The organism is Cupriavidus sp. SK-4 (genome assembly GCF_000611125.1).
Taxonomy (GTDB): Bacteria; Pseudomonadota; Gammaproteobacteria; order Burkholderiales; family Burkholderiaceae; genus Cupriavidus; species Cupriavidus necator.
Window position 1 is genome coordinate 9,462 of the sequence record NZ_JFJW01000040.1, and the last position, 4,818, is coordinate 14,279.

Consider the following 4,818-nt stretch of genomic DNA (forward strand, 5'->3'; position numbering starts at 1 on the left):
CAGTTCGGTGCTCACCCGCTCCAGCTAAAGCGCCTTGCCGGCCTTGCGCCTGCTCGGCGGCGGCAAACCGGTCTGAGAGTGCCGCGGCCTGGGCTTCGAGCTGGCCGCGGACCTCGGCCTGTGCCACCGCGGCGTCGCGGGCCTCGCTCCGCGACGCCGCCAGTTCGCCGCGCAATTCTTCCGCGGTGCACTCGCTCTTCTGGCGGGCCGTGCGTTCCTGGTCGAGCTCGCGCAGCGCGCGCCGCTCGCTAGCCTCGGCCCGCTCCTGGGCGATGGCCACCTGCTCGCGAGCGCGCTCGAGCTCCGTCGAGAATTGGGAGCGCAGTTCCGCCAGCTGGCGGCCTGCCGCCTCCAGTTCCCCCCGCCCCGCTTCCCAGCGCGTCCTCGCGCGCCATGGCCGTCTCGGCACGCGCGGCGTCCCGCTCGGCCTCGGCCGCATTCGCCGCGTCGCGGGCTTCCGCCCGGAGCGCAGCCAGTTAGCTGCTGGCCGCTTCGTTGGCGGCCTGCCAGATCGTCTGGATGGCCTCGGCGGCATGTCCTTCAATGTATCGGGCAAGTCCGGGTGGTCGATCGTGACGCGGGTGCGCCCGCGCAGTTCCCCCCCGCGGCAGAATAGATGTCGCCCCGATAGAATTTGAACCCTGGGGGCGATGAGAGAGAGAAGTGGCTCGTTACGGGATAATGCCGTTCAGTTAAGGTCCTTTCTGAGGTACCGGACGGTGTAGCGTTTAGGCAGGGCTTTGACCACACGGGGGCAAATACGCCCCCGTCGTTTTTGTACGATCGCCAACTGAAGTTTGGCGCGCATGCGCTGCAGATGGGCCGGCAGCTTGCCTGGGGCCATGCCGGACCGAGCATCGTCTGCTTCAGTTCCCGATAGCTGGTTTCGATTTCCCAACGGCGCCGGTAGCACGCAAGGATATCGGCGGCCTTGAAGCGCCGACGGTCCGTCAACGAGGTCAACAGGACGCGCTCTGACTCCTCGTCCCGGATCGCGCGAGCTGTCCAGGTCTCTGGCAAGGCTGGATTCTTGCGGCGAGCCTGAGGGGAGACCTTCATCTGAACGATGCCATCATCCGCACTGCCTGAGAGCAGTTCCCACTGCAGATTCTTTTTCGCTGGGATCAGGAAGTGGCGCTCGCTGCCGCCCATGCGCAATCCCCACAGGATCTCTGCGGCCAGAAAGCCTTTATCAAAGATCGTCAGCGAATCATCCGGGATCCGCTCAATAAGCGGCTTGGCATAGAGCATCTCATTGCAGCCGTAACGGCCAAAGGCGATATCAGCAACAAGATGGGTAGGAACAGCCGTGAGCGAGACACCGCGCACTTGTGGATAGCTGGCGACCTTGCCACTGGCATAGCTCTGGGCGCCAAAGTGCAGGCGATTCTCCGGGCTATCGGCAGTGCGGAAGGTGGTGCCATCCATGGCGTAAAGCGCCAAGCCCTTCCATTTGTAGTGCGCAGCATCCTGAGCCACCCACGCCCGTGCGGTCTGCTCGAACAGCCATAACAAAGGCTTGTCTCCAAGCCGCTCGCGGGCTTGGGCGATGCCGCTCTTGCTGACACAGGCGTTGGCATCGTTGGGCAGTGCCAGGTCCAGCGTCTCCAGCACATCGGGAATCGATTGGTGCCGATAGAGCGCCAGCGCGATGACCAGCCAGACCACCTGCTCTGCTGGCAGTCGGCGCCGGCGAACGGACGCTGTTCCCGTGGCGGCCAGCGCCTGCTCGATCCATGCCATCGGCAGATGCTCGCTGAGCCGGGCAAAACTGGCCGGCTCACTAAGCTCAAGGGTGGCGTGGACTTGTTCCGATAGCATCGGAACGGCAAGTTAACAGCTCGACACCTTGTTTACAACCCCTGCAAAGAAAAATGCCGTTCAGACTTAACTGAACGGCATTACTCGTTACGGGAAGGATTTCAAGGACCGGGCGGTAGCACGGTTGTTACCGCCGGAGAGTGCGGCGGTGGAAGTGGTTTCAAGGGAATTGGGTGTGGCAGTGGCCACCCTCGAGCGCTGGCGTGCGGACGCTATGTCCATGCCCGCTCGTGAGCGGGCATGGACAGCGGCGGCCAGATTTGAGGCGGGGCTGNNNCTGGCGACGGCCGCGATGGACGAGGCCAGCAAGAGCGCTTGGTGCCGTGAGAACGGTGTGTATCCGCAGGAGTTGGAGCAGTGGCGCACTGCCGCCACACAGGCGCTAGCTGAGCCCGAGGACGCGCGCGCCACCCCTCGCGAGACGAAGGCCGATCGGCGCCGCATCAAGGAACTCGAACGCGAGCTGCGCCGCAAGGAGAAGGCGCTGGCTGAAGCCGCCGCCCTGCTGATACTCTCAAAAAAGCTAGAGGGCATCTTCCCGAAGGACAAGGACGAGGACGCATGATCGGCCTGGAAGATCGCCACACGATGGTCCGCCATATCGAAACCGCTCACGCAGGCGGCGCTCGCCTGCGCCAGGCGTGCGAGGTCGCTGGCATAACCGTGCGCACTTTGCAACGCTGGAAGGCCCACGATGGCTTGGTGGTCGGAGACCGCCGCCCCGGGGCAGAGCGTCCCACGCCCGCGCATGCGCTGACCATCGAGGAGCGCGAACGCATTCTGGCGGTTGCCAATGAGCCGCGCTTCGCGGACATGCCGCCAGCGCGCATCGTGCCCATGCTGGCCGATGAGGGTGTCTACCTAGCCAGCGAATCGAGCTTTGGCCGCGTGCTTCGCGCACATGGACAGACTCGGCACCGCGGGCGTGCCAAGGCGCCTCGGCAAAGCCGCCCGCCCACCACGCACGTGGCGACAGGGCCGCGCCAACTGTGGTGTTGGGACATGACATACTTACCGGCCGAGGTCGCCCGCTTGGACGTGTACAGCCGCAAGATCGTGGGATTCGAGGTCCACGACCGCGACGACGCCGACCACGCGGCGCACCTGGTCAAACGCACGGCGCTGGCCGAGGGCATTCATGCCATGGCGGCCAAGCCCGTGCTGCACGGGGACAATGGTGCCACGCTCAAGGCCACCACGGTGCTGGCGATGTTGCACTGGCTGGGCGTCAAGCCTTCGTATTCGCGTCCACGGGTGAGCGATGATAACGCGTACGTCGAGAGCCTCTTCCGCACGGCGAAGTACCGGCCGGAGTTCCCGTCCAAGGGCTTTGCCGACCTGACTGCGGCGCGTACCTGGGCGGCGCACTTCGTCCACTGGTACAACCACGAGCACCGCCACAGCGGCATCCGCTATGTGAGCCCGGCACAGCGCCACGCCGGACAAGATGAGACCATTCTCGCCGCGCGCCATGGGCTGTACGCCCGGGCCCGTGAGAACAACCCGCGTCGTTGGTCACGCCACACACGAGATTGGTCGCCAATCGGGACGGTAACGCTCAATCCAGAGCGCGAGATTGCCGTGCCCACCCGTATCAAGCCAGGCGCGGAAAGCCAGCGTTTGGCTGCATGAATGAGGCGACATCTACCTTGACGCGCGCCGGTTCCTGCCAGAACGCCTGCAGCACCTCGGCGGGCGTGCCCATGCTGCCCTTGCGCACCAGGCTGTAGAGCTTGTTGGCGGTGGGCGTGACCCCATAGGGGCCCTGCACGGCGTCGTGCGCCTGCAGGCCTCGCCCAGCCGGGCGGAGAGCGCCAACGCGCCCTCGCGCGCGGCCGCGGTCTCGGCGCGCGCGGCGTCCCAATCGGTCTCGGCCGCACCCGCCAAGTCGGGGAATTCACTTCGAGGGCGAAATGCATGGCAAATCCCTACAGCGCAGCAGGCATGTCAGACCACCCAAAGCGCCACGCGCAATTCCGCAAATCCCCAATAGAGAACTGGTTCGCGACGACAATTTCGAACTGGCGCAGACCCTCATGAGCCTCGTACATCACCGCCTCCCCTACGACGTAGGGGTACAGAGAATCCACGTTTAGGCCGATGTAAAGTCTTGCCGGCGTTCCGCGACGCCAGCCAGGGAAAAAACCTGACTTTGACTTACGAATACGAATGAACTCATGCTCCTGCGACTGTTTGAGCGGCTGCGTTGGCGACGTCGCGACAATACTCTCCCAAGTCGAAGCGAAGACATTGGTCACTACATAGATAATTTCGAGCGTGCAGTCAGCTTCACGAGAGCGCATGGATTCAACGTCGCACATCCAGATTGGCTCGATCGAGACGTCCTTGATGCCGGCGGGAGCTTTATTGAGCCATCCTTTCGTGCCGCCGGTGTAATAGACCCCGGAATGGCTGCCGGCCAATGCCTGAAATGGTGTCACTACCTCGCACCACACCTAGAGCAGGAAATCGGAACGAAAGTCTGGGTGACTATCGGGCAGCTATGGAAAGATGACAGCCCAATATTCTCTCCGAAGTGGAGCGAGCTTATCCGCTGGAGTCGCTCCGGCATTACGCTCGCCGAACTGCACGGGGAGGGGCGCAGCGGGATCAACCTCCATGCTTGGCTGACAGTGCAGTCTGGGGAGATCATTGAACCGACTTTCGCCAGTACGCTAGCTACGTTCGCAGGCGAAGCGTACGAGCCGATGCGTGGAGCGGTTGTATGGGGACGAGATCCAGCAGTACTGAATCGCCATAGGTACTTCCCAATGGCTGTTGGTAGTGCATTTGCCGAAGCAATAGGCGTCAAATCAGAAATGCCACTCCTCGCGAACGATCCGACTAGCCTACACCAGCTTCCAATGATCATAGCCAGCTTGTAGTCCATAAGAGCCAGCGACGACTGTCAGCCACTCGCGCGTCATCGCGCCGTAAGTGGAGGGCGGCAAACGTCGACTGGTCTCACTAGGGCGTGTTCACACTATCTGAGCCCGT

General features: G+C 63.3%; 2 protein-coding genes and 4 pseudogenes. 2 read left to right on the top strand and 4 right to left on the bottom strand.

Going from position 1 to position 4,818, the window contains the following annotated elements; translation table 11 throughout:
• A pseudogene (locus CF68_RS38175) lies at positions 1 to 598 on the bottom strand (DNA-binding protein); the annotation flags it as partial.
• A gap of 90 nt (positions 599 to 688) precedes the next feature.
• Positions 689 to 1,821: pseudogene (locus CF68_RS08920) on the bottom strand (IS4 family transposase).
• Between the two features lie 79 nt (positions 1,822 to 1,900).
• Between CF68_RS08920 and CF68_RS38180 the strand changes: the two are divergent.
• Together CF68_RS38180 and CF68_RS08930 are read left to right on the top strand one after the other, a co-directional pair.
• A partial coding sequence (locus tag CF68_RS38180; protein ID WP_235205706.1) for a transposase occupies positions 1,901 to 2,095 on the top strand: 195 nt, incomplete at its 3' end.
• 3 nt (positions 2,096 to 2,098) lie between these two features.
• Positions 2,099 to 3,453, top strand: a pseudogene (locus CF68_RS08930) (IS3 family transposase); the annotation flags it as partial.
• A 10-nt stretch (positions 3,454 to 3,463) separates the two neighbouring features.
• Here the strand turns inward: CF68_RS08930 and CF68_RS37665 are convergent.
• Positions 3,464 to 3,580, bottom strand: a pseudogene (locus tag CF68_RS37665) (DNA-binding protein); the annotation flags it as partial.
• A 169-nt stretch (positions 3,581 to 3,749) separates the two neighbouring features.
• Positions 3,750 to 4,262, bottom strand: a complete 513-nt coding sequence (locus CF68_RS08935) for a hypothetical protein (RefSeq protein ID WP_152548475.1) — start codon at positions 4,260 to 4,262, stop codon at positions 3,750 to 3,752.
• Positions 4,263 to 4,818: the final 556 nt, after the last annotated feature.